This window comes from Crenobacter intestini (assembly GCF_004919095.1).
Classification (GTDB): domain Bacteria; phylum Pseudomonadota; class Gammaproteobacteria; order Burkholderiales; family Chromobacteriaceae; genus Craterilacuibacter; species Craterilacuibacter intestini.
The window spans coordinates 60,386-80,423 of the sequence record NZ_STGJ01000008.1; the positions used below are offsets into that span (position 1 = coordinate 60,386).

Sequence of the window (20,038 nt, forward strand, 5' to 3'; positions counted from 1 at the left end):
GACGATGGCAGACGAGTCGCAGCGCCCCATTATCGTCAAGCGGGTCAAGAAGGGTGGCCACGGCCACCACGGCGGCGCCTGGAAGATCGCCTACGCCGACTTCGTGACCGCGATGATGGCGTTTTTCCTGTTGATGTGGCTGTTGGGTTCGGTTTCGCAGGGAACCTTGCAGGGCATCTCCGAGTACTTCAAGACACCGCTGAAGGTCGCCTTGTCGGGCGGGCAGGGCGCGGGTGACGCGACCGCAGTCATCAAGGGTGGCGGCACCGACCTCACGCGCCAGGCAGGCCAGGTCAAGCGTTCCAACCGCTCGCCCGAGGATGTCGCGGCCGAGAAGAAACGGCTGAAGGCGCTGCACGACAAGATCAGCGCGGACTTGCGCACCAGCAACGTGCTGAAGTTCTACAAGGACCAGCTCAGGCTGGAGATGACGCCGGACGGGCTGAAGATCCAGCTGCTCGACGAGAAGAACCGGCCGATGTTCGCCTCGGGTAGCGCAGCCTTGCTGCCGCACACCCGCGAGATCCTGCGCGAGCTGGGCTACGAGCTGAATGCAGTGCCCAATCTCCTGAGCGTGTCCGGCCACACCGACGCCGCACCGTTTTCGGGCGGGCAGCAAGGCTACAGCAACTGGGAATTGTCGGCCGACCGTGCCAACGCCGCGCGCCGCGAGCTGATCCTGGGGTCGATGGACCCGTCCAAGATCCTGCGCGTGGTCGGCCTGGCCAGCGCCAACCCCCTGAACCGGCAGAATCACTTCAGCCCCGAAAACCGTCGCATCGAGATCGTGATCCTCAACCGGGACGCGGTCGACCGCATCCGCTCGGACGGCGCGAGCGCCGAGACCGCCGTGCCCGAGGCCATGCCTGCGCCGGCAGGTGAGGGCATGCAGGCGGGCGGCGCAGGCTAAGCGGCCATGCTGCGCGCGGCGCTCGCCGTCTTGCTCGCCTCGCTCGCGGCGTGGGCACTCTTTGCGCCGTTGGCCGAGCCCGGGCGCTGGGCGCTCGCGCAGGCGGTTTTCTGCCTGGTGATCGGGCGCATGCTGTCGCTTCGCGGCGTGCGCCTGATCGCGCTTGTCCTGTTCGCGCCCGCGCTGCTGCTGGCGCAGCAGTGGTCGCTGCCGCCCTGGGTCTGGGCGCTCGCGGCGCTACTGACCTTCGCGATCGCGCGCAATGCGCCGACGCAGCGCGTACCGCTCTACCGCTCCTCGGACGAGGTGAGCCGGGTGCTGTCGCACTGGTTGCCGCAAGGCGCGCGGCTGTGTGATTTGGGTTGCGCCGACGCGCGCATGCTCTTTTCGCTCGCGCATCTGCGCCCCGACCTTGTGCTCACCGGCGTGGAGAACGCGCCCCTGCCGTGGCTGGCGGCCCGCACCCGCTGGTGCCTGGCGGGTCGGCCGGCGAACGTGAAGATCGTCTTCGGCGACTTGCGCCGCCTGCCGTTGACGGGCTTTGACGTGCTGTACGCCTTCCTGTCGCCCGCGCCGATGCCCGAGTTGTGGCAACGTTTCCGGCGCGAGGCGGACGCGGGGGCCTGGCTCGTCAGTAATACCTTTGCCGTGCCGGCGGTGCCTGTCGAGCGCAGGCTGCCGCTGGGCGGCCCCTTGCAGACCGAACTTCTTCTTTGGCGTCGACCCCATGCAACTTGAACAGTGGCTCGCCGGCCTCGTGCCCCGTCGTCTTCCCGTGCTGCCCAGCAGCCGGCGTGCGCTGGGCCGCCTGCTCGTCGAGGGCGACGCGCTCTCGTTCGAGGCGCTGGCCAACCTCACCCTGTCCGACCCGCTGATGCTGTTCGACCTGATGCGGCTTTGCGGGTCGGTCTCGCGTCTCGAGGCCTCCGGCAAGTTGCCGGCGGTCGAGCAGATGCTGATGCTGCTCGGGGTCGATACCGTGCGCAGCCGTTTTGCGGCGCTGGACACACTGAGCGTCTCGCCTGGCCAGCTGGACGCCGACGTCGCCGAAGAGGTGCGCGCGATGCTGGGGCGTGGCCGCATCGCGGCGCAGATCGTCAAGGGCTGGCTCGCGCTCGCCGGCGAGCCGCGGGTCGAGGACTGCTTCATCGCCGCCGAGCTCTACAACCTGCCGGCGTGCGTCTACCTGCTCGACTGCAACACCCTGACCGGCAAGCCGCCTTTGCAGGCGGCGGCAGACGCTTTCGGCACTGACTATCCGTTGCTGTTGTCCGCCTTTGTCCGCACGCTGGGCCTGCCCGCGGCGCTAGGCGCCTTGCTGGGGCCGGGCTCGCCCAACCGCCAGCGCGGCTTGCTCAAGCTGGCGGTCGCGACTGCAGAAGGAGTCGACCAGGGCGTCTGGCGCGCGCCGTGGCTCGCTGGCGTCGAGGCGGCAGCGTCGCTCTGCGGTGCGTCGCTGGACGATGCGCTCGAAGTCGTGCAGCGCGCCGTGTTGCAGGTGGCCAGAAGCGGCACCGCGCCGGAGTACGGCTTTGCCGCGCGCCGCCTGCTCGCGCTCGAGGGATCGGTGCCGCTGCCGTTGCCGCGCGTGCACGCGGCTGCGGCCATCGATAAGGCGCGCCCGGACGCGGCAATCCGCGAGGCGCTGCGCCACCTCGCCAACGACCTGGGTTTCTCGCGCGTGCTTTACTACCGGGTGGACCCGGCCGCTGCATGCCTGCGCCTGCGCTTCCAGGTCGGCGTGCGCGAGGGCGAACCGCTGGCCAGGCTTGCGCCCGAACTGGGCGAGGGGTGCCTGCTCTCGACCCTGATGTCGCGTGCGCAGTGTCTGTTCACGCCCGCGCATGCACTGGAGCAGCTTGCCAGCCGTTACGGCGACGCGCTGCTCACGGCGCTGGGGCCGGGGGACAAGGTCTTCCTGTCCTTGTGGGCGCAAGGCGTACCGCTGGGGCTGTTCGTCGCCGATAACGGAGCTGGCGGCCGGGCGATCGATCCGGCGACTTTCAACCAATTCAAGGCACTGGCAGCCGGGCTGCCGGGGCGGACACCCGCATGAGCAAACTGATCACCTCCCCGAACAATGACGCTATCAAGGCGCTGGCCAGGCTTTCCGACAGCGCGCGCGCGCGACGCAAGGCGGACCTGATGGTTCTCGAGGGCATCCACCTGATCGCGGCCGCCTGCGACGCCGGCGTGCTGCCGCACACGCTGTATGTGAACGAAGACGCGCACGCGCACCCGGAGGTGACGGCCTTGCTCGCGTCGCTGGCCGGGCGCTGCGAGGTGCTGCTCCTCGCGCGGGGCGTGCTCGGAAGGTTCAGCGCGCTCGCCTCGGCGCCCGAGCTGATCGCGCTCGCCGCGCGGCCGAAGCCGCAGGCGGCTGGCGCGAGCTGCGTGCTGCTGGAGGACGTACAGGACCCGGGCAATGTCGGCACCATCCTGCGCTCGGCGGCCGCGTCGGGCGTGCGCGACGTCTACCTGTCGCAAGGTTGTGTAGACGTCTACTCGCCCAAGGTGTTGCGTGCCGGCATGGGCGCGCACTTCGCGCTGGCGCTGCACGAGGGGGCGGACCTTGCCGCCTTGCTGGACGTCTTCCCCGGCCGGCGCCTGGTCACCCATCTTGCCGGCGCGCATTCGCTGTACGCGGAAGACCTGAGCGGGCAGGTCGCGCTGGTGTTCGGCAACGAGGGCGCCGGCGTGTCGGACGCGCTTGTCGCGCGCGCCGACGCGCGCATCCTGATCCCGATGCCCGGCCACGCCGAGTCGCTGAACGTCGCGATGGCGGCGACCGTCTGCCTGTTCGAACGGGTCAGGCAGCGTCTTGCCTTGCAAATCGGATGATGGTCTGCTTCTTCTGATCTAGATTGACTGGAGGCGGGCGGCTTGCCCGCGTTCTTCCAGCGGAGGGTCAGATGTCCGGAAAATTCGAAATCAGCGCGTCGAGCAACGGCAAGTTCCTGTTCAACCTGAAGGCCCGCAACGGGCAGGTGATCCTCACCAGCCAGCTGTTCGATTCGCTGCACCACGCTGTCGAGGCGGCGCAGGCCTTGCAGCAGGACAACAAGCTCGCCGACCGCATCCACCGCAAGGTGTCCACTGCCGGCGAGCCCTATTTCAGCATCCACGGTGACGGCGACAAGGTGATCGCGCGCAGCCAGATGTATTCGTCGAACACTGCGATGGAAAAGGGCATCGACTCAGTGCTCGAGCACGCGCCGCAGGCGCTGCTGGTCGACACCACGGCAGAGTAGGCGCTAGGCATAGCGCTGCTCGAACGCGCCAACCGGCTGCGGGCGGCCAAGCAGGTAACCTTGCAGGGTGTCGCAGCCGCGCGCGCACAGGTAGTCGCGCTGCGCGTCCCTCTCCACTCCCTCGGCGACCAGCGTGAGCCCCATCGCCTTGCCCAGCGCGATCACGGTGTCGACGATCGCGCAGTCGTCCGCGTTGCCGGGCAGCGCGCGCATGAATTCTTGGGCGATCTTCAGCTCGTGCAGCGGCAGTTTCTTCAGGTAGGCAAGCGAAGAGTAGCCGGTGCCGAAGTCGTCCAGCGAGAAGCGCACGCCGTGGCGGCAGAGCGCCTGCATCTTGGCAAGCGTCTCGTCGAAGCTCCCCAGCAGCACCGTTTCGGTCAATTCGAGCTTGAGGCGCCCGGGAGGCGCGCCGTGCGCGGCGAGGATGGACTTTACCTGTTCGACGAAATCCGGCTGCGCGAACTGGGCGGCGCTGACGTTGACCGCCAGCGTCACCCCACTGAGTGCCGGTATGTCCTGCCAGCGCGCGAGCAGCGCGCAGGCTTCTGCGAGCACGAAGCGGCCGATCGGCAGGATCTGCCCGCTCGCTTCGGCCGCCGGGATGAAGGTTGACGGCGGGTGCCGCATGCCGTTCGCGTCGCGCCAGCGCAGCAGCGCTTCGGCGCCGGTCAGCGTGCCTGTCGGGGTGTGTTGCGGCTGCAGTTCTAGGAAGAATTCCCGCGCCGAGAGCGCCGTGTCCAGGTCTGCGACGAGCTGGGTGCGGCGCGCCATCTTTTCGTGCAGTTCGGGCTCGAACAGCGCATGTCGTCCGCGGCCCTCCGCCTTGGCCTGGTAGAGCGCGAGGTCGGCCTGCATCAGTACCGTCTCCACGCTCTCGGCGAGGCCGGAGAAGACGGTCACGCCGGCGCTAGCCTGGGCGCGGATCGGGTCATTGCCGCCAGGGGCTGAGTCCGACAGCCGTGCCAGCAGGCGCCTGGCGCAGCGTCCGGCCTGCGCGCGGGCAAGCGCGGTTGAGGCGGGCAGGCCGCCTAGCAGGACGACGAACTCGTCTCCGCCCAGACGGGCGATCAGGTCGCTGTCGCGTGCGGCGTCGCACAGCCGGTGCGCGACGTCCTGCAGCAGCCGGTCGCCCGCCGCGTGACCCAACGTGTCGTTGGTTTCCTTGAAGTGGTCGAGGTCGAGGTAGATCAGCGCGCCTTGCTCGCCTTCCCGTGCGCAGTGCGCGAGGACGCGCGCGAGGGTTTCCTGGAAGCGGCGGCGGTTGGCAAGGCCGGTCAGCGGGTCGGTATACGCGAGGCGGGTGATCTCGGCCTCGTCCTCGCGCCGGCGGCTGATGTCGAGCAGCGCGCCGACCATGCGCAGCGGCCGGCCGTCCGCGTCGCGCTCGACGACGTCGCCGCGGTCGCATACCCACAAGGTCTTGCCGTCAGGGCGCTGCATGCGGTATTCGACCAGGTAGCGCTCGGTGCCCGCCAGGCAACGCTCGAGCGCGGCAAAGACACAGGCGCGGTCGTCCGGATGGATCGCGTCGCTGTAGACCTGCATCGGGTGTTCGAGGTAGGACGCATCCAGTCCGAGCAACTCGCACCACTTGCGGTTGTGCCTGACCATACCTTGCCTGATGTCCCAGTCCCACACCCCCTCGTCTATGGTCGCGAGCGCGTAATCGAGCCGCTGGTGCGCGGCCTCGGCCGCCTCGCGCGCGTCGACCAGGTCGCTGATGTCGGTCGCGACCACTAGCAGGTGGCGTCGGCCGTCAGGCCCTTCGAACGGCGTCTTGACCGAGCGGAAGTGGCGGACCTTGCCGCTCTTCAGATCGGTCGCGGTCTCGATCACCGTTTGTTGTTCCCCGCTCTTGAGGATCTCTTCGTGGCTCTTCCGGTAGGACTCGACCTGCGCGGCGTTCGGGTTGAAATCCTCGTCGCGCTTCCCGATCAGTGATTCGGCTGTGGTGTCGTACAGCGTGGCCAACTTGTTGTTGACGACCTCGAAGCGACCCTGTTCATCTTTGATGAATGCGACGTTTGGGCTGTGAGGTAATGCCTTAAGCATCAATGAATGGGTAAAGGAGTCATCGGGCCGGGCGGGGGAGCCGGAGACGGGGAGAGAGCGGTGAGACATTGAGGTGAAGCAAGACTATTGATTTGACAATCAATATACACTAATTCGCTAATTATATGTATTTATTGACGAATATCTCGGGCGTGAGTGTAGCGTTGCCACAAACAGTTCGCGTGCGGCGTGCCGTTTCGGACCTGGCAGCATGAATTGCACATATCATATAAAAACCCTGTTAAGCATGGGAGCAACTCCTGATGCGTATTGCGCTCGTGTCAGACATTCACGGCAACCTCTTTGCACTGGAAGCCGTCGCCGCCGACATCCGCCGCCGGGGCGCCGACGCCGTCTACGCGCTGGGCGATTTGCTGTCCGGCCCGCTTGCGGCACGGGACACCGCACACTGGCTGATGGCGAGCGGCTGGCCGTGCCTGGCCGGCAACCACGAGCGCCAGCTCTTGAGTGCCGACCCGGCCGTGCGCGAGGCGTCCGACCGCTCGGCACTCGCCGAGCTGGACGCGGTGTCGCTCGCCTGGCTCTCGACCCTGCCGCCGACGTTGCGCCCATTCCCCGACATTCTGCTCTGCCACGGCACGCCGCTCAGCGACTGCGATTACCTGCTGGAGACGGTCGATGGCGGCGGGATCCGCCTGGCGCACGGCGACGAAATCACCGTGCGGCTCGCCGGCGAGACGGCGTCGCTTGTCGCGTGCGGGCACAGCCATTTGCCGCGCGCGCTGGAAGAGGCGGGCGTCACCCTGGTCAACCCCGGCAGCGTCGGCCTGCCGGCGTACGCGGATACGACGCCCATGTACCACCGCGTCGAGAACGGCTCGCCCGACGCCCGCTACGCGCTGATCGAGCGGCTGGACGGCCGCTGGCACGTCGACCTCGTCTCGGTGCCGTACGACTGGCGGCCGATGGCGGCGCTGGCCGCGCGCAACGGCCGTGCCGAATGGGCGCGTGCGCTCGAGAGCGGGCGCGTGTGAGGGCGCCTGGCTGGGCGTACTGGCCGCTCGCACCGCTGCTGGCCTGGCAGGGCAAGCAGGTGCGCCAGCGCACGCCGAAGCTGGCCGAACCGGATGGCGCGCGCGAGGGCGAAGCCGGCGAGGGCACGCCCCTGTCGCTGCTGATCGTCGGCGACTCGTCCGCCGCGGGTGTCGGCGTCGCCAGCCAGGCCGATGCGCTGTCCGGTTGCCTGGTGGCGGCGCTTGCGCCCGGGCTTCGGGTGCGCTGGCAATTGCGGGCCAAAAGCGGGCTGACCAGCGAGGAAATGCTCGCCTGGCTCGCCGTCGATCCGCCGGCGCGCTGCGAGGTTGCGGTATCCGTCCTCGGCGTCAACGACGTGATATCGCAGCAGCCACTGGCGCGGTTTGTCCAGGCGCAGCGGGCGCTGGTCGCACGGCTGCAGGGCCTCGGCGCGCGGCAGGTGCTGCTGTGCGCGTTGCCGCCGATGCAGTACTTTCCAGCCCTGCCCGCGCCGCTGGCGGGCTACCTGGGGGCACGGGCCAGGCGTTACGACGCGGCGCTCGAAGCGCTGTGCGCGCATTTGAGCGATTGCCGGCGGGTCGGCTTTACCGGCCGTCTGGGGCCGGGCTGGGTCGCGTCAGACGGTTTTCACCCGGGGGCCGAATGCTACCGGGCTTGGGGCGGAGTGCTGGCTCGGTCGATCACCGACGCGTGGCCGCAGGCACCGGACACAGGGACAAGGAGGTCGTGATGGAAACGCTGGATCAGGCGGGGCAGGCTCCGGTCGGCGAGCTGGTTCGCCACCTGCGCGCGCAGCAGGCGGCCGAACGCAAGCTGTTCGACAGCGGGCCGGTGGTGGTGCTGGTGTGGCTGCCCGAGGACGGCTGGCCGCTGGCGTACGCGTCGGCGAATGTCGAGGCGCAACTGGGCTATACCGCGCGCGAAATGCTCGTACCGGGGTTCCGCTACGCGGACCTCGTGCACCCGGACGACTTGGTGCGCGTCGGGCGCGAAGTGGGCGAGCGGGTCGCCGCCGGCCTGTCCGAGTACGAGCAGTCGTACCGCCTGCGCGGCAAGGACGGGCGCTGGCGCTGGTTCTACGATTTTTCGAGGCCCGAATGGGACCGGGACGGGCGCCTTGTGCGTATCCGCGGCTACCTGATCGACCGCACCCGCCACAAGGAAGCGGAAAACGCGCTGCAGGAGAGCGAACGCCGGCTGCGCCTTGCACAGGCGGCGAGTGGCGCCGGCATCTGGGAGTGGCAGTTTGCCGGCGACCGCGTGCTGTGGGACGCGCGGTGCTGGCAGATGCTCGGCTACGAAGACCAGGCGTTCGCGATGGACTACTCGCGCTGGAAGACGCTAGTCCACCCGGACGACAGCCCGGCAGCGCTGGAGACGCTGCGCGAGCAGCTCGCGCGCGCGCAGGCCTTCGTGATCGAGCTGCGCCTCAGGCGTGCCGACGGCGCGTGGCAGTGGACCGAGGTACGCGGCAAGGCGGTCGAGGCGGGGCCGGATGGCCGGATGCGGCGGGTGCTGGGCACCCATATCGACATCTCGGCGCGCAAGGCGAGCGAAGAGAAGATCGAGCGGATGGCTTTCTACGACACGCTGACCGGCTTGCCGAACCGGCGCTTGCTGCTCGACCGCATCGGGCAGGCGATCGCCGCCGCGCGCCGCGCGGGCAGCCAGGGTGCGCTGGTTTTCGTCGACCTCGACCGCTTCAAGCAGCTGAACGACACCCTGGGTCACGAGATGGGCGACGCGATGCTGGTCGAGGTTGCGCGGCGCCTGCAAGGGGCGGTGCGCGCAAGCGATACCGTCGCGCGGCTGGGCGGCGACGAGTTCGTCGTGATGCTGACTGGCCTCTCCGGCCAGGCGCGGGCAGCCGCGCTGCAGGCCGAAACCGTGGTGCAGGGCATGCTCGCAGAGCTTGGGCAGCCGGTACAGCTTGGCGGGCACCAGCGCTACACCGGGGCAAGTTTCGGTGTCGCGCTGTTCGACGGCACGCTGGCCGACGCCGACACCCTGATCCGCCGGGCCGACATGGCGATGTACCACGCCAAGCGGGCCGGCCGGCATACGCTGCGCTTTTTCGACGAGGCGATGCAGGAGGCGTTCAGCGCGCGCGTGCAAGGCGGGCAGTCCCTGCGCCGGGCGCTGGCCGAGGGCGGCGTCAAGCTGCATTTCGAGCGTCAGTATGGCCGTGCCCGCCAGGTGGTGGGCGCCGAGGCGCTGCTGCGCTGGCCGCGGCGAGACGGCCGCGTGCTGCGCGCCCGTGAAGTGCTCGCGCTCGCCGCCGAGGCCGGGCTGTCGGTCCAGCTTGGCCGTTACCTGCTCGACGCCGCGTGCGCGGCGCTCGCGCGCTGGCGCAGCGACGGCGAGCACGGCCATTGGCATCTCGCGCTCAACGTCGACGCCGTCCAGCTCTACCACCCGGATTTCCCGCGTGAACTGGCGCTGTCGCTCGAGCGGTACGCGCTAGCGCCCGAGCGGCTGACGCTGGAAGTGCCGGAGGCGGCGCTGGCCGGCCGCGAGGAGGAGGCGCAGGGGCGCCTTGCGGCGCTTGCCGGGGTCGGCGTGCGCCTGTCGCTCGACAATTTCAGCCTGGCCTTCGCGACGATCGCGCAACTGGGCAGCCTGCCGCTGTCCGAACTCAAGGTCGATTGCCGCCAGCTGTGGGCGTTGCAGGGCGAGGCGGGCGCCCGTGCGCTTGCAAGCGCGGTGCTCGCCTTGTGCGCGACGCTTGGCGTGGTCGTGGTGGCCCGTAACGTCGACACCGCAGCCCAATACGCCTTGTGCGAGGAACTGGGTTTTCACGCCTGCCAGGGGCACTACTTCGGGGACGCCGAAGCCCTGTGACCTGTGGCTGAGCGGGCCAGGGCGCGGGCCGCGCGCGCGAGCGGCAGGCTTGCGAGCGCGCCGGAGAGTGCGATAAGCAGCATGGACGGCGGCGGCCAGGCGAAGCCGAACGCGCCGGAGAGTGGCGCAAAGCCCAATAGCGGCAGCGGCGCGACGGCGCCGCACACCATCACCCAGCGCGCGGCCTTGGGCAGGGCGGCGAGTCCCTGTTCGCGCAGCGCGCCGATCAGCAGCACGCTGGCGATTAGCAGGGTCGCGAAGGCGGTGGCGCGTGCGGCCGGCGCCGCCAGTTGCGCGAGCGCCAGCGCGTAGACGCCGCCGGCTATCAGCGCGACCGCCAGCCCCGCGGCCAGCGCGGCGACGATGTCGGCGCCACCGGGCCGCGCGTGCCGCGCAGGCGGCGCATCCAGCGGGTCGGCGCGGCCCTGGTCGGCCTCGAACGCGACCGAGCACGCCGGGTCGATCAGGATCTCGAGCACGGCGATGCACAGCGGGGTGAGCAGCGGCGGCAGCCCGAGCAGCACCGCCGCGAGCGAGAGCACGACGATGGGCACATGCACGGCGAAGGTGTAGAGCAGCGCGGCGGCAAGGTTGGCGTTCATGCGCCGTGCCTGCGACAGGGCGCCGACGATGGCCGTGAAGCTGTCGTCCGACAGCGTCATCGCCGCCGCCTCGCGCGCGACGTCGGTGCCGCGCGCACCCATCGCCAGCCCGACGTCGGCCGCCTTGAGCGCCGGCGCGTCGTTCACCCCGTCGCCGGTCATCGCGACCACATGCCCGGCGCCTTGCAAGGCGCGCACGATGGCCAGCTTGGCCAGCGGGCTGACTCGCGCGAACACGCTGCAACGCGCGAGCACCCGGGCGCGCCCGGCCTCGTCAAGCGCGCCGAACTGGCTGCCGGTGATCACTTCGGCCCCGGCGATGCCCGCCTCGCGGGCGATCGCGCGCGCGGTCTCCGGGTGGTCGCCGCTGATCATCACCACGCGCACGCCGGCGCGCGCGCACTCGGCCACCGCCGCGGGCACGCCCGCCTTCAGCCGGTCGGCGAGGCCCGCCAGCCCCAGCCACTCGAAGTCGAAGTCGTGCTGGATCGCGGGCGGCGTGTCGTCCGTCCAGCGCGCGCGGGCGACCCCCAGCACGCGCAGGCCGTCCGCGGCCATCGCGCGGGCGGCTTGGGCGACCCGCTGCCTGTGCGCCGCATCCAGGTGGCAGAGTTCGGCGACCGCCTCGGGCGCGCCCTTGGCGGCGATCTCGCGCCCGGCGCCGCCGTCCTGCCAGCCGTGGCTCATCGCCGGCAGTTCGGGGCTTAGCGCATATTCCCAGTTCAGCTGCCAGCCAGGGTGCAGGTGTTCGCTGCCCGCCAGCTGCGCGTTCGCGTAGCGGTGGAACGCGCGCTCCATCGGGTCGAGCGGCGTCTGTTCGCTGGCGAGCACCGCGTATTCGAGCACGCGATGGAAGGGCTCGGGCAGCGGTGCGTCCCCCGCGGTGTCGAAGGTTTCGCCACCGGCCCACAGCCGGGCAAGCTGCATGCGGTTCTCGGTCAGCGTGCCGGTCTTGTCGACGCACAGCACGTCGACCTGCCCCAGCGTCGACAGCGCGGGCAGCCTGCGCACCAGCACCCCGTGCGCGGCGAGGCGGCGCGCGCCCAGAGCGAGGAACACGGTGAGGATCACCGGAAACTCCTGCGGCAACACGCCCATCGCCAGCGTGATGCCGGCGAGCACGGCCTGCTGCCAGCGCTCCCCCCCCAGCCAGACCAGCAGCGCGAGCAGCCCGCTCAACGCGCCACCGGCGACGGCGAGCGTGCGCGTCATCTTCCCTAGCTGGCGGGTCAGCGGCGACGCGGCCGCTTCCAGCGTGCCAAGCGACGCGCCGATGCCGCCCAGCGCGGTGTGGCGGCCGGTCCCGCGGACGGTGGCGTGCGCCTGGCCGCCGACCATCAGCGTGCCGGCCATGACCTCGTCCCCGGCCGCCTTGGCCACCGGCACCGACTCGCCGGTCAGCAAGGACTCGTCGAGTGCGCACTCGTGCGCGTCGGTGAGGCACGCGTCGGCCGGCACCCGCATCCCTTCGGCAAGCTCGATCACGTCGCCCACCACCAGGCTGCGCGAGGGGACGCGCAGCCACTGTCCGTCGCGCAGCACGGTTGCCGGCGGGGCGGCGAGTTCGCGCAGCGCATCGAGCGCGCGTTCGGTACGCGCCGCCTGCAGCACCGTCACCACGATGATGACCGCGATGAAGCCCAGCAGCGCCAGCGCCTCGCGCGGCTCGCCCATGCTCAGGTAGACGCCGCCTGCCGCCATCAGCAGCAGGAACATCGGCTCGCGCACGACGTCGGCGCCGATCTGCACCAGCCCCCGCGGCGCCTGGCCGGGCAGGGTGTTCTCGCCGTCGCGCGCGAGGCGCTCGCGCGCTTGCAGGCTCGTCAGTCCGTTGGTGGGCATCGCTTGCGTTCCTGGTGCCGGCCGCCGCGCGCGTGATCGCGGTGGGCAGCCATCCTTAATGACTTTAGAATATACGGGAGGATCGGTGGGCGACAGAGGGGACAGGATGCGGTTTCAGGGCAGGCTCAGGAACTGGAAGGACGCGCAGGGCTACGGCTTCGTAGCGCCCGAGGACGGAGGCGAACAGGCCTTCGTGCATATCAAGGCGTTCCGCCCGGGCGGGCGCCGCCCGCAGGAGGGCGACGTGATCATGTACCGCACCGAGCAGGACGCGCAGGGGCGCTTGCAGGCGATCGATATTGCCTACCCGGCGGCGCCGCGCAGCGCCAGGGTGGCGCGCACGCTGCCCCTGCCGTGGTGGCTGGGCGTGCTGTGGTGCGTGACGTTGCTGCTGCTGGCCGCGTACGAGGCCCTGCCGCGCGCCTTCTTGTGGCTGGAGGCCGGCACCAGCCTGGTCTGCTACCTGCTCTACTACTTCGACAAGGCGGCGTCGCAGAGGAACCGCTGGCGCACGCCCGAGCGCACCCTGCAGCTGTGGGCGCTGGCCGGCGGCTGGCCGGGCGCCTTGCTCGCGCAGCGCCAGTTCCGCCACAAGACGGTCAAGCAGGAATTCCAGGGGGTGTTCAAGGCGGCCGTGCTCTGTAACGTGCTCGGCGTGCTCTACTTGCTGACCCCGTCCGGGCAGGCGCTGCTCGCCGGCGCCTGAAGGCTTAATGCGGCCCACCCGCCTGCAGCGCCGTGCTGACGCTGCCCTCGAGCGCGGCTGCGCGCGCGCTGTCGAGCATCCCGATGCGCAGGCGGCGGAACAGCACGTCCTCGGCCGTGCGCGCGGCCTCGCAAGCCAGCGCGTGGCGCGCGAAGCGCACCAGCGCCTCGTCCGCCTGCGGGTCGCTTGCGAGCAAGGCTGACTCCAGCGCTTCGGTGTCCCAACCTGCCTCGTCCAGCAGCGGCAGCGTCGCCGTCACGCATTCGCGCACGGGCAGCAGGCCGCGCGCGCAGGCGAGGCTGACCGCGTCCTCGGCCATCTTGCGGTAGGTCGTCCACTTGCCGCCGGTGACGGTGATCATATTGCCGAATTCGTGCACCAGCGCGTGCTCGCGCGACAGCCGCGCGGTGCCACCCACCGTGTCTTGCGGGCAGTAGAGCGGGCGCAGCCCGGCGAAGGATGCGCGGATGTCGGCGTGGCCAAGCGGCTGGGCCAGGTAGGCCGACGCCGTCTCGAGCAGCCAGCCGGTTTCGGCGGCGCTCGGTACAGGCGCCCAGTCGGGGGCGCCTGCCTCGACATCGGTGGTGCCGAGCAGCACCCGGCCGTGCCAGGGCAGCGCGAACAGCACGCGCCCGTCCGGCGTTTTCGGGATCAGCATGCCCGAAGATAGCGGCAGCACGGCGGGGTCGAGCAGCAGGTGCGAGCCGCGCGAGAAGCGCAGCAGCGCCGGGGCGTCGGGGTCGGCCAGGCGCCGCACCCGATCAGCCCACACGCCGGCGGCGTTGAAGACGACCCTGGCCGAGACGGTGTAGCTGTGGCCGGTTTCCGTGTCGCTGACGGTCAGCCGGTTCACGCCTGTGTTGTCCCGCGCAAGGCTCACGAGGCGCATGTAGTTCAGCGGCAGCGCGCCAAGCGCGTGCGCGCTGCGCATCAGGCTGATGGCGAGGCGGGCGTCGTCGAACTGGCCATCCCAGTACGCGACGCCACCGCGCAGCCCGCGGCTTAGTAGGCCGGGCAGCCTTTGCAGCGTTGCTTCGCGGCTCAGCCACCCGGTGTCGCCCAAGGCAGCCTCGCCGGCGAGCGCGTCGTAGAGGCCGAGGCCGATGCGCAGCCGCGTACGTTCGAAGCAGCCGTAGCAGGGGACGACGATCTGCAGGCGGCGGGCAAGGCGCGGCGCGTTCTTCAGCAGCAGCGCGCGCTCGTACAGGGCCTCGCGTACCAGCGCCACGCGGCCTTGCTGCAGGTAGCGCACGCCGCCGTGGACGAGTTTGGTGCTGCGGCTGGAGGTGCCGGCGGCGAAGTCCTGCGCGTCGACCAGCAGCGTCGAGTAGCCGCGGCTCGCCGCGTCCAGCGCGATGCCCAGCCCCGTCGCGCCGCCGCCGATCACGGCGACGTCCCAGGCCTGTTGCTTGGCCAGCCGCTCAAGCAGGCGGGCGCGTAGAAGCGGCGCGGCGCTCGGTTGCTGTATGGTGTCCCCCTTGTGCGTGGCGGGTCGCTGTTTTTCTTGTGAAGTGCGGCCCTGATTGCAGCTTAGGCGGAGGAGATGCTGGCGGCGCGGACGCTCAGCCGCCGGCGCGCTTGACCGTCCAGCCCTCGGCGGCGAGGCGTGGCAGCAGCTTGTCGAGGTGGCCGCCCTGGATCTCGATCACGCCGTCCTTGAGCGTGCCGCCGGCGCCGCACGCGGTGCGCAGGGCCTTGGCGAACGCGGCAAGCTCGGTGCCGGTCAGCGGCACGCCGCTGATCACCGCGACCTCCTTGCCGCGGCGCACTTCGCGGCGCACGCGCACCACGCCGTCGCCCTTGGGCTTGCTTTCCCGGCAGCGGCAGCCGGTCAGCGGCTGGCGGCAGGCGGGGCACATGTCGCCGTGTTCGGTCGAGTAGACGAGGCCGCCCAGTCCCTTGTTCTGCATGTTGCTTGTCCTTGCCGGCCGGGAGCGTCAGAGGGCGGCGCAGGGCTCGGGCAGGCCGGCGACGTCCATGTCGGCGGCGAACAGGTCGCCCGAGCGCGGCCACGCGGCGAGTTCGGCCGCGCTGCGCTTCTCGCGCGACGTGGTGATGTAGAGGGTCTTCAGGTCCGCGCCGCCGAAGGCGACCATGGTCGGCCAGCGCGCGGGCACGTCCAGCCGGCCGACGGTGCGGCCTGTCGCCGCGTCCAGCCCCAGCACGCACGCGCCGTCGAACAGCGCGACCCAGTAGGTGCCGGCCGAGTCGAAGGCGGCGCCATCCGGCCTGCCTTCGCCCGCCGCGAAGCGGCGCACCAACGATCGGGCGCCGCAGATCTCGCCGTGCGCATCCAGCGGGTAGCGCCAGATGGCCGGGCCGCGGGTGTCGGCGTGCATCAGCCACTGCCCGTCGGGGCTGAACGCGAGCCCGTTGGAGACGGTCACCTCTCCCGCGACCACATCGCTGTGCCCGTCCGGGCGCACCCGCACGAGCTTGCCGTTTGCCGCGTCGCGCGGCTCCCAGAGGGTGCCGGCCCAGAAGTTGCCGTGCGCGTCGGCACGCCCGTCGTTGAAGCGCGAGCACGCCGGGTCGGTCGGGTTGGGCGCGAGCATCTTTTCCAGCACGCCGTCGGCGTCGGTGAGGTACACGCCGTCGCGCAGCGCGACGACAAAGCCGCCGTTTTGCCTCAGCGCGAAGCAGCCGATCTGCTGTGGCAGCGGATAGCGGCGCAGCGCGCCCTTGGCGTCCAGCCGGAACAGGGTTTGCCCTGTGATGTCTACCCAGTAGAGCGCCTGTTCACGCACGCTCCAGCGCGGGCATTCGCCAAGCTTGGCCGCGTTTTCGAGCACCGTGCGCAGGTTTCTCATGCGTGGGCGCCTGCCATCGCCTGCGCGATCGCCGCCACGCGCGCGCGCTCGACTTCGGCGGGGATGGCGCGCTTGTCGGTGCAGCCCTCTGCGATGGCACCGGCGTCGACCCCGCGTGCGGCGGTGAGCAGCCGGGCAAGGTAGGCGGCCTGCGGGTAGGGTGTGTCCTCGAAGCCCAGCCTGCCGCGCGCGTCGGCCACGCAGGCGTCAAGGAAACGCGTAAAGCGCTCGGGGCGACGCAGCGCGTCGGTGTCGCGGAACAGGCGCAGCACGGTGTCGGCGCGCATCTCGCGCGCGATATGCACCTTGGTGTGGTAGAGGCAGGTGACGCGCGCGAGGTCACGGCATTCGGCCGGCACCCGCAGCCGCTCGCACAGCGCCATCAGCGGCTTCTCGCCGCGCGCCTCGTGGCCGATATGGCGCGGCAGGATGTCGGCGGGTGTCAGCGCCTTGCCCAGGTCGTGGGTCAGGCAGGCGAAGCGCGCGTCCAGCGGCAGGCTCATGCGCGCGGCGGTGTCGAGCACCATTCGCGTGTGCAGCAGGGTGTCGACCTCCGGGTGGTAGTCGGCGCGCTGCGGCACGCCTACGAGGGCGGCGACTTCGGGCAGCACGCGCGCAAGCGCGCCGCATTCGGCGAGCACGTCGAGCATGCGCGAGGGATGGTCTTCCATCAGCCCCTTGGCCAGTTCCGCCCACACCCGCTCGGGCACCAGCGCGTCGACTTCGCCGTTGTCCACCATCGTCCGCATCAGCGTCATGGTCGCGGGCGCGACGGCAAAGCCGAAGCGCGCGGCGAAGCGCGCGACGCGCAGGATGCGCACCGGGTCCTCTGCGAAGGCGGGGCTGACATGGCGCAGCACGCCGGCGGCGAGGTCGGCCTGGCCGCCGTAAGGGTCGGTCAGCTCGCCGTTATCGTCCTCGGCGATCGCGTTGATGGTCAGGTCGCGACGAGCCAGGTCTTCTTCCAGCGTGACCTCGGGCGAGGCGTGGAACACGAAACCGTGGTAGCCGGCGCCCGTCTTGCGCTCGGTGCGCGCGAGCGCGTATTCCTCGTGGGTCTTGGGGTGCAGGAACACCGGGAAGTCGCGACCGACCGGGCGGAAGCCCAGGTCCACCAACTGGTCGGCGCTGGCGCCGACCACCACCCAGTCGCGGTCCTTCACCGGCAGGCCCAGCAGGCGGTCGCGCACGGCGCCGCCGACGGTATAGCATTTCATCTTGATGTCTTAACTGGCTCGGTAGCGGTTGAGGCGCGCCGCGTGGCTGTCCTTGCCCAGATAGCCGGGCACCACCGCCTCCAGCGCGCTGGGCGTGAAGCCCAGCAGGTCGGCGGGGAAGGGCGCGAGGCTGACGTTGTCGACCTGCAAGGAGCGCACATTGTCGCGGCTGATCAGCGTGGGGCCCGGCAGGCACTCCATCACCGACGCCTGCAGCATGGCCAGGGCGGCCGGCAGCGGGATCACCGTGCGCGGGTGGCCGGTGACCTCGCCCACGTAGCGCACCAGTTCGGCCAGCGTATAGCTGTTCGGCCCGGCCAGTTCCAGCACCTCGCCGACGGTCGCGGGGCGCTCAAGGCAGGCGGCGATGGCGCGTGCGACGTCCTCGACCCACACCGGTGCGAAGCGGGTGGCGGCGCCGGAGAGCGGCAGCAGCGGCAGGTGCCGGCACAGGCTGGCGAACAGGTTGAGGAAGCTGTCGCCGCGCCCGAACACCACCGACGGGCGCAGGATGGTCCAGGAAAGGCCGCTCTGTTCGACGACGCGCTCGCCCAGCGCCTTGGTCTGCTGGTAGTCGGAAGGCGCGTGCGCGTCCGACCCCAGCGCGCTGACGTGGACCAGTCGGCGCACGCCGGCCGCGCGCATCGCGCGGGTGAGGGTCTCGGGCAGCGTGACATGCGCGCGCTCGAAGTCGCGGCGGCGCCCGTGCAGGATGCCGACGAGGTTGACCACCGCGTCGTGCCCGGCGAGCAGGCGCGTGAGCGAACCCTCGTCGTAGACGTCGGCCGCCACCACGCTTACACCGGGCAGCACCGACAGCGCCGGGTGGCTGTCCGGGCGGCGGCTCACGACGGTGAGCAGCGCACCCTGTCGGGTCAGGTACTCGGCGACGGTGCTGCCGATAAAGCCGGTGCCGCCGATCAGCGCGATGCGGGGTGCATCCATGTCCGTCTCCTTGTCAGTGTTTCGGCCTATTTGGCCGCGATGGTACCCATGCGGGCGCTCAGCGAGGTCTCGCCTTCACCCGACTGTGCCGCGTACTCGACGGCGTTCGCCATCACCTTCTGCACATAGTCGCGCGTCTCGGTGAACGGGATGGTCTCGGCGTAGATCGCGCCTTCCAGCGGGCGGCTGTCGCGCCAGGCGCGCGCGCGCCCCGGGCCTGCGTTGTAGCCGGCGGTCGCCAGCACCGGGTGGCCGGTGGTGTCGAGCACGTGGCGCAAGTACCAGGTGCCCAAGTGGATGTTGGTGTCGACGTCGTTCACGTCGAAGCTGTCCATGCCGACCTTGGCGGCGACCCAGCGTGCGGTGGCCGGCATCAGCTGCATCAGCCCCTGCGCACCGACGCCGGAGCGCGCGACGGTGACGAAGCGGCTCTCCTGGCGCATCAGCCCGTATATCCACGCCGGGTCGACTTCGAGCTGCGCGGCGTAGCGGCGCGTCGCGTCGCGGTACGGGGTCAGGAAACGCAGGCCGAAGTTGTGCTGGTTCCTGGTGCGCTCGGCGCTGTAGATCGCCATGTCGTAGTAGCCGCGCGCGCGGCCATACTCGGCGGCGGCGATGAGTGCCTTGTCGTCCTTGCCGCGCATCGCCCAGCGCCACTCGCGCCGGCCTTCTTCCAGCAGTGCCGGCTCGCCTTTCTCGCGCGCGTAGTCGAACAGCAGGCTCGCGCGGCGGACCGCCGGCTCGGCGCCGGCGCGCGCGATATCGGCGTCGCTGGCGGACAGCGGCGAGGGCGGCGCCGAGACGCTGCTACCCAGTGTCTCGCGCGCGAGGATGCCGTAGTAGTTGTGCTCGGACGAGAGCTGCGCGAGGCGGGCCTGCCCTTGTGCGCGCTGTCCCTGTGCAAGCTCGGCGCGAGCGCGCCAGTAGCGCCACGCGCCCTTGGCGGCAAGCTTGGCCGGCATCTTCGAGGTGACGGCGAGTACGGTGTTCCAGTCTTCGGCGCGCAAGGCCGCACGCGCCCACCACTCCCACTGCTCGGGGGTCAGCTCGGACGGCAGCGCGCGCGAAAACCAGACAAGCGCGTTGCCCGCGTCCTGCTTGCGGGCGGCCAACAGCGCAAGCTGCCCCCAGCCGAACGCCGACTGCTCGGCGGTGAGCGAGGGCGCCAGACGGGTGAGCTCGGCAGCGGCGCCGGTAAGGTCGCTCTTGCCCTGGCGGACAACGGCGATCACCGCGGCCTCGTTGCTGCCCGGCGTGAAGAATTCTTCGGAGAGACCTGCGGCGGAGGCGAGTCCCCGGGCGACGGTCACGTAATTGATGGCGACCAGCGAGCGCACGCGCGAGCGAACCTCGTCGGCCGACAGCGTGCCTTGCCGCGCCGCCTCGTTAAGTAAAGCGTTGCAGCCGTCCGGCAGTTTCAGGTTGTCGAGCAGGTCGGCGTCGGGTTGGGCCTTCTGGCCGGCCTTCAATTCGGCGAGCGTCGCGTAGCACGCGGTCTCGGTGTCGCGCTCGTCCGCGGGGACCCGGCGGATCTCGCGCGCGAAGGCCGTCCAGTCGTTGTCCTTGCCCAGGCGTTTGAGCCATTCGCCGGTCAGCCTTTCGGTCAGCGTCGACGCGGGCTCGGCCGCAAGGAAGGCGCGCGCCGGCGCGTCGTCGCCGTTTTCCAGCGCGAGCAGCGCCTGCCAGTAGCGCGGGTAGGCGGCGAGGGTGTCGGAGCGGGTCGCCTCGACGGTGCGCGCAAGCGTCGCGGCGTCCTTCTGGCGCCACGCGGCACGTGCGGCGACCAGTTCGTCACCGGTGTCCGCCGCGGCGTAGGGGGTCAGGCCCGCGACCAGGGTCGCGAGCAGCAAAGTCTTTTTCATCGTA

The 20,038-nt window shown here is 70.6% G+C and carries 17 protein-coding genes; 9 read left to right on the forward strand and 8 right to left on the reverse strand.

Annotation, left to right across the window (positions count from 1 at the left end):
- Positions 1-4: 4 nt before the first annotated feature.
- The 5 genes from motB (at position 5) to E5K04_RS08420 (ending at position 4,161) form a co-directional block, all read left to right on the forward strand.
- Entirely contained in the window at positions 5-910 is a 906-nt protein-coding gene (gene motB, locus E5K04_RS08400; protein ID WP_136552951.1) for a flagellar motor protein MotB, read from the forward strand.
- A gap of 30 nt (positions 911-940) precedes the next feature.
- Entirely contained in the window at positions 941-1,648 is a 708-nt protein-coding gene (locus E5K04_RS08405; RefSeq protein ID WP_136552954.1) for a class I SAM-dependent methyltransferase, read from the forward strand.
- A complete protein-coding gene (locus E5K04_RS08410; protein ID WP_136552956.1) occupies positions 1,638-2,966 on the forward strand; it encodes a histidine kinase in 1,329 nt (442 codons plus the stop codon). Before E5K04_RS08405 ends, E5K04_RS08410 begins: the two co-directional genes overlap by 11 nt.
- On the forward strand, positions 2,963-3,751 hold the full coding sequence (locus E5K04_RS08415; protein WP_136552958.1) for a TrmH family RNA methyltransferase: 789 nt from the start codon (positions 2,963-2,965) through the stop codon (positions 3,749-3,751). The genes E5K04_RS08410 and E5K04_RS08415 overlap by 4 nt, the downstream gene beginning before the upstream one ends.
- Positions 3,752-3,822: 71 nt before the next feature.
- A complete protein-coding gene (locus E5K04_RS08420) occupies positions 3,823-4,161 on the forward strand; it encodes a YegP family protein (protein ID WP_136552960.1) in 339 nt (112 codons plus the stop codon).
- Between the two features lie 3 nt (positions 4,162-4,164).
- Here E5K04_RS08420 and E5K04_RS08425 read toward each other — a convergent pair whose 3' ends face one another.
- Positions 4,165-6,282, reverse strand: coding sequence for a sensor domain-containing protein (locus E5K04_RS08425; RefSeq protein WP_136552963.1), 2,118 nt, complete (start codon positions 6,280-6,282; stop codon positions 4,165-4,167).
- Between the two features lie 194 nt (positions 6,283-6,476).
- Here E5K04_RS08425 and E5K04_RS08430 point away from each other — a divergent pair, with 194 nt between their 5' ends.
- The 3 genes from E5K04_RS08430 to E5K04_RS08440 are packed head-to-tail and all read left to right on the forward strand — an operon-like array spanning position 6,477 to position 10,050.
- The gene (locus E5K04_RS08430) at positions 6,477-7,208 is read left to right on the forward strand and encodes a metallophosphoesterase family protein (protein WP_136552965.1); all 732 of its coding nucleotides are present in this window, start codon (positions 6,477-6,479) and stop codon (positions 7,206-7,208) included.
- Positions 7,205-7,939, forward strand: coding sequence for an SGNH/GDSL hydrolase family protein (locus E5K04_RS08435; protein ID WP_168929192.1), 735 nt, complete (start codon positions 7,205-7,207; stop codon positions 7,937-7,939). The genes E5K04_RS08430 and E5K04_RS08435 overlap by 4 nt, the downstream gene beginning before the upstream one ends.
- Positions 7,939-10,050 (forward strand): putative bifunctional diguanylate cyclase/phosphodiesterase, encoded by a 2,112-nt coding sequence (locus E5K04_RS08440; protein WP_168929193.1) that lies wholly within the window; start codon positions 7,939-7,941, stop codon positions 10,048-10,050. The genes E5K04_RS08435 and E5K04_RS08440 overlap by 1 nt, the downstream gene beginning before the upstream one ends.
- Here the strand turns inward: E5K04_RS08440 and E5K04_RS08445 are convergent.
- The gene (locus tag E5K04_RS08445; RefSeq protein ID WP_136552971.1) at positions 10,023-12,494 is read right to left on the reverse strand and encodes a cation-translocating P-type ATPase; all 2,472 of its coding nucleotides are present in this window, start codon (positions 12,492-12,494) and stop codon (positions 10,023-10,025) included. The genes E5K04_RS08440 and E5K04_RS08445 overlap by 28 nt on opposite strands.
- 106 nt (positions 12,495-12,600) lie before the next feature.
- Between E5K04_RS08445 and E5K04_RS08450 the strand changes: the two genes are divergently transcribed.
- Positions 12,601-13,200: a DUF1294 domain-containing protein gene (locus tag E5K04_RS08450; RefSeq protein WP_136552973.1), complete on the forward strand. Its 600-nt coding sequence runs from the start codon at positions 12,601-12,603 to the stop codon at positions 13,198-13,200.
- 4 nt (positions 13,201-13,204) lie between these two features.
- On the opposite strand, the gene E5K04_RS08455 is transcribed toward E5K04_RS08450, so the two are convergent.
- The 6 genes from E5K04_RS08455 to E5K04_RS08480 all read right to left on the reverse strand — a co-directional run bounded on the left by E5K04_RS08455 (position 13,205) and on the right by E5K04_RS08480 (position 20,034).
- A complete protein-coding gene (locus E5K04_RS08455; RefSeq protein WP_205700326.1) occupies positions 13,205-14,587 on the reverse strand; it encodes a glycerol-3-phosphate dehydrogenase/oxidase in 1,383 nt (460 codons plus the stop codon).
- A gap of 175 nt (positions 14,588-14,762) precedes the next feature.
- Positions 14,763-15,110 (reverse strand): SUI1 family translation initiation factor, encoded by a 348-nt coding sequence (locus tag E5K04_RS08460; protein ID WP_136552977.1) that lies wholly within the window; start codon positions 15,108-15,110, stop codon positions 14,763-14,765.
- A 27-nt stretch (positions 15,111-15,137) separates the two neighbouring features.
- Positions 15,138-16,010, reverse strand: coding sequence for an SMP-30/gluconolactonase/LRE family protein (locus E5K04_RS08465; protein WP_136552979.1), 873 nt, complete (start codon positions 16,008-16,010; stop codon positions 15,138-15,140).
- Positions 16,007-17,227, reverse strand: a complete 1,221-nt coding sequence (locus tag E5K04_RS08470) for a multifunctional CCA addition/repair protein (RefSeq protein ID WP_136552981.1) — start codon at positions 17,225-17,227, stop codon at positions 16,007-16,009. The genes E5K04_RS08465 and E5K04_RS08470 overlap by 4 nt, the downstream gene beginning before the upstream one ends.
- 9 nt (positions 17,228-17,236) lie before the next feature.
- A complete protein-coding gene (locus E5K04_RS08475; RefSeq protein WP_136552983.1) occupies positions 17,237-18,172 on the reverse strand; it encodes a complex I NDUFA9 subunit family protein in 936 nt (311 codons plus the stop codon).
- A 26-nt stretch (positions 18,173-18,198) separates the two neighbouring features.
- The gene (locus E5K04_RS08480) at positions 18,199-20,034 is read right to left on the reverse strand and encodes a lytic transglycosylase domain-containing protein (RefSeq protein WP_136552985.1); all 1,836 of its coding nucleotides are present in this window, start codon (positions 20,032-20,034) and stop codon (positions 18,199-18,201) included.
- Between the last annotated feature and the right edge of the window lie 4 nt (positions 20,035-20,038).

Excerpts from the sequence above, each read along its gene's own strand:
- motB (WP_136552951.1), top strand. The coding sequence starts at position 5 with ATGGCAGACGAGTCGCAGCGCCCCATTATCGTCAAGCGGGTCAAGAAG.
- E5K04_RS08430 (WP_136552965.1), top strand. The coding sequence starts at position 6,477 with ATGCGTATTGCGCTCGTGTCAGACATTCACGGCAACCTCTTTGCACTG.
- E5K04_RS08410 (WP_136552956.1), top strand. The coding sequence starts at position 1,638 with ATGCAACTTGAACAGTGGCTCGCCGGCCTCGTGCCCCGTCGTCTTCCC.
- E5K04_RS08475 (WP_136552983.1), bottom strand. The coding sequence starts at position 18,172 with ATGGATGCACCCCGCATCGCGCTGATCGGCGGCACCGGCTTTATCGGC.
- E5K04_RS08450 (WP_136552973.1), top strand. The coding sequence starts at position 12,601 with ATGCGGTTTCAGGGCAGGCTCAGGAACTGGAAGGACGCGCAGGGCTAC.
- E5K04_RS08415 (WP_136552958.1), top strand. The coding sequence starts at position 2,963 with ATGAGCAAACTGATCACCTCCCCGAACAATGACGCTATCAAGGCGCTG.
- E5K04_RS08465 (WP_136552979.1), bottom strand. The coding sequence starts at position 16,010 with ATGAGAAACCTGCGCACGGTGCTCGAAAACGCGGCCAAGCTTGGCGAA.
- E5K04_RS08440 (WP_168929193.1), top strand. The coding sequence starts at position 7,939 with ATGGAAACGCTGGATCAGGCGGGGCAGGCTCCGGTCGGCGAGCTGGTT.
- E5K04_RS08460 (WP_136552977.1), bottom strand. The coding sequence starts at position 15,110 with ATGCAGAACAAGGGACTGGGCGGCCTCGTCTACTCGACCGAACACGGC.
- E5K04_RS08480 (WP_136552985.1), bottom strand. The coding sequence starts at position 20,034 with ATGAAAAAGACTTTGCTGCTCGCGACCCTGGTCGCGGGCCTGACCCCC.
- E5K04_RS08420 (WP_136552960.1), top strand. The coding sequence starts at position 3,823 with ATGTCCGGAAAATTCGAAATCAGCGCGTCGAGCAACGGCAAGTTCCTG.
- E5K04_RS08425 (WP_136552963.1), bottom strand. The coding sequence starts at position 6,282 with ATGTCTCACCGCTCTCTCCCCGTCTCCGGCTCCCCCGCCCGGCCCGAT.
- E5K04_RS08470 (WP_136552981.1), bottom strand. The coding sequence starts at position 17,227 with ATGAAATGCTATACCGTCGGCGGCGCCGTGCGCGACCGCCTGCTGGGC.
- E5K04_RS08445 (WP_136552971.1), bottom strand. The coding sequence starts at position 12,494 with ATGCCCACCAACGGACTGACGAGCCTGCAAGCGCGCGAGCGCCTCGCG.